Below are 2407 nucleotides of genomic sequence, written 5' to 3' on the forward strand. Positions count from 1 at the left end.
GGTAGCCCTCGGCGTACTTGTTCGTCAGCACCGAGCCCTGTGCCTGCAGCACCGAGACGGGCGTGAAGTTCTCCGAGGCGATCATCTCGAGGGTGCCCTGCTGGCGCGCCAGCTCGGCGGCAACGGCCTCGGCGACCTCGGGGTCGTACTCCGCGAGGGAGGCGTTGAACTGGTCGGACATCTGGAAGATCTCCCTACTTGGCGCGCTTGTAGAACGGAAGTGCGACGACCTCGACCGGCTGCTTCTTGCCGCGGACGTCCACCAGCAGTTGGGTGCCTGGCTCGGCACTCGCCTTCGACACGTAGGCCATCGCGACCGAGTAGCCGAGCGTCGGCGACAGTGCGCCCGAGGTGACCTCGCCGACGACCTCCTCGCCGTTCAGCACCGCGTAGCCGTGCCGCGGGGCGCGGCGCTCGGGGGTCTTCAGCCCGACCAGGACCGAGTCCACACCGGACTCCGACACCTTCGTCAGCGCGTCGCGGCCCACGAAGTCGCCCGGCTTGTCCAGCTTCACGACACGGCCGAGGTTCGCGTGGTACGGGGTCAGCGACGTCGTCAACTCGTTGCCGTACAAGGGCATTCCGGCTTCGAGACGCAACGTGTCGCGGCAGCCGAGGCCGCACGGCTTGAGCTCGTGCGCCTCGCCCGCGGACAGCAGCGCGGCCCACACGGCCGGGGCGTCGGCGGGCGCGAGGAACAGCTCGAAGCCCTCCTCGCCCGTGTAACCCGTGCGCGCCAGCAGCGCGTCGACACCGGCCACCGTGGACGGGTAGGACGCGTAGTACTTCACCGTCGACAGGTCGGTGTCGGTCAGTCCGGAGAGGATCTCGACCGACTTCGGGCCCTGGATCGCGATCAACGCGTACTCGGTCGACTTGTCCGTCACGACGGTGTCGAACCCGGCGGCGCGCTCGACGAGAGCATCCGCGACGACCTGGGCGTTCGAGGCGTTGGCGACGACCATGAACTCCTCGTCGCCCAACCTGTACACGATCAGGTCATCGAGGACGCCGCCATCGGCCTGCGTGATCATCGTGTAGCGGGCCTTGCCGACGGCGAGCGCCGAGATGTGCCCGACCAGCGCGTGGTCGAGCGCGATGCCCGCCTGCGGTCCGGTCAGCACGATCTCACCCATGTGCGTGAGGTCGAAGAGGCCCGCGGTGGTGCGCACCGCGTGGTGCTCGGCCAGCTCGGACGAGTAGCGCAGCGGCATCCGCCAGCCCGCGAAGTCGGTGAACATCGCGCCGAGCTGCTCGTGCTCGGCGTTCAGAGGCGTGAGGCGGGACATCAGAACGCTCCTCCAGGGTGCGCCGAAGAGCCGGAGGGGGCCGGCTGAGGCAACAGAAGAATGACACGGTCCATCGGAGACTCCTCACTAGAGCGAGCCTCCCCCTCTGTCATGAGCCTGAGAGCTTCGCCGCGCAGAGCGCGACTTGCACCGTGGGCGAGGCTCGTGACGAGCCTGCTTTCCAGAGTTGCCTTCGTCGTGCGGTATCTGTGCCTGAGAGATTCCGGGGAGGAGTTGCTCCTTCGGCGCCCACACTCAAGTGGGCTCTCCCGCGCGACATCGACGGCCGTGTTCAGTTGGTAGCCCCAGACGCTAGCAGGCCAAACGTCACAGCGGCACGCCCAGCGCAGTCTTCTCGACCACCTTGCGCTCAGCCCAGAACGACAGGAACGGGATCGTCCCGGCGAGCAGCACGAGGGCGGTGCCCTTGATCGACCAGCGCAGCTTCAGCGCCAGGTCGACCGAAATCACCAGGTAGATGGCGTAGAGGAAGCCGTGGATCGGGCCGACGACCTTCATGAACTGGCCCATGTCCGCGGCGTACTTGAGCACCATGGCCACGCACAGGAGCAGCAGGAAGACACCGACCACGTAAGCCATGACCCGGAACCGGGTCAACGCACCCTTCATCTGCCCGCCTTCGCTCAACGACCGTCCCGCGCGTTGAGGTCCGCGAGCATGCGGTTGTAGGCCGCGAGCTCCGCGTCTTCAGGATCGTCGAAGTGCTCGACAGGCGCGGGTTTGACGGCGTCAACGGTAGTCACCGGCTTCGCGGCGGGTGCAACCGGCTCTGGTGCATCGAGAGGCTCGTCACGACGCTGGCGCGCCAAACGGCGGAAACGCCACACCATGAAAGCCGGGAAGAGGCCGAAGAGCGGCCACTGGAGCACGTAACCGAGGTTCTGGAACGTGCCGCTGGCGGACTCGAAGCGCTGCCACTGCCAGTACGCGAGCCCGCAACAGGCGATCAGGGCCACCACACAGGCAAACCCGATCAACACTCGCTGGGGAGTAAGGAGGCCGCGCACGGCCTCCACACTACTTGGGTGGGGCCTCCCAGAAGGAGGCCGACCCGGTTGGGGGTCCGGGGGCTTGCCCCCGGCTGGGGTGTGGGGGCT

3 protein-coding genes, 1 pseudogene and 2 riboswitches are annotated in these 2407 nt (G+C 67.4%); all 4 genes and pseudogenes read right to left on the reverse strand.

Going from position 1 to position 2407, the window contains the following annotated elements; genetic code table 11:
* Positions 1–181, reverse strand: a pseudogene (locus tag UK23_RS47245) (serine hydroxymethyltransferase); the annotation flags it as partial.
* Between the two features lie 13 nt (positions 182–194).
* Positions 195–1289 (reverse strand): glycine cleavage system aminomethyltransferase GcvT, encoded by a 1095-nt coding sequence (gene gcvT, locus UK23_RS47250; protein ID WP_045318415.1) that lies wholly within the window; start codon positions 1287–1289, stop codon positions 195–197.
* 96 nt (positions 1290–1385) lie between these two features.
* A riboswitch (glycine riboswitch) is annotated at positions 1386–1480 on the reverse strand.
* Positions 1481–1571, reverse strand: a riboswitch (glycine riboswitch).
* Positions 1572–1616: 45 nt separating this feature from the next.
* On the reverse strand, positions 1617–1919 hold the full coding sequence (locus tag UK23_RS47255) for a DUF3817 domain-containing protein (protein ID WP_045318416.1): 303 nt from the start codon (positions 1917–1919) through the stop codon (positions 1617–1619).
* 14 nt (positions 1920–1933) lie between these two features.
* A complete protein-coding gene (locus UK23_RS47260; protein ID WP_330770655.1) occupies positions 1934–2269 on the reverse strand; it encodes a hypothetical protein in 336 nt (111 codons plus the stop codon).
* Positions 2270–2407: the final 138 nt, after the last annotated feature.

The sequence above is a fragment of the Lentzea aerocolonigenes genome (genome assembly GCF_000955955.1).
Taxonomy (GTDB): Bacteria; Actinomycetota; Actinomycetes; order Mycobacteriales; family Pseudonocardiaceae; genus Lentzea; species Lentzea aerocolonigenes_A.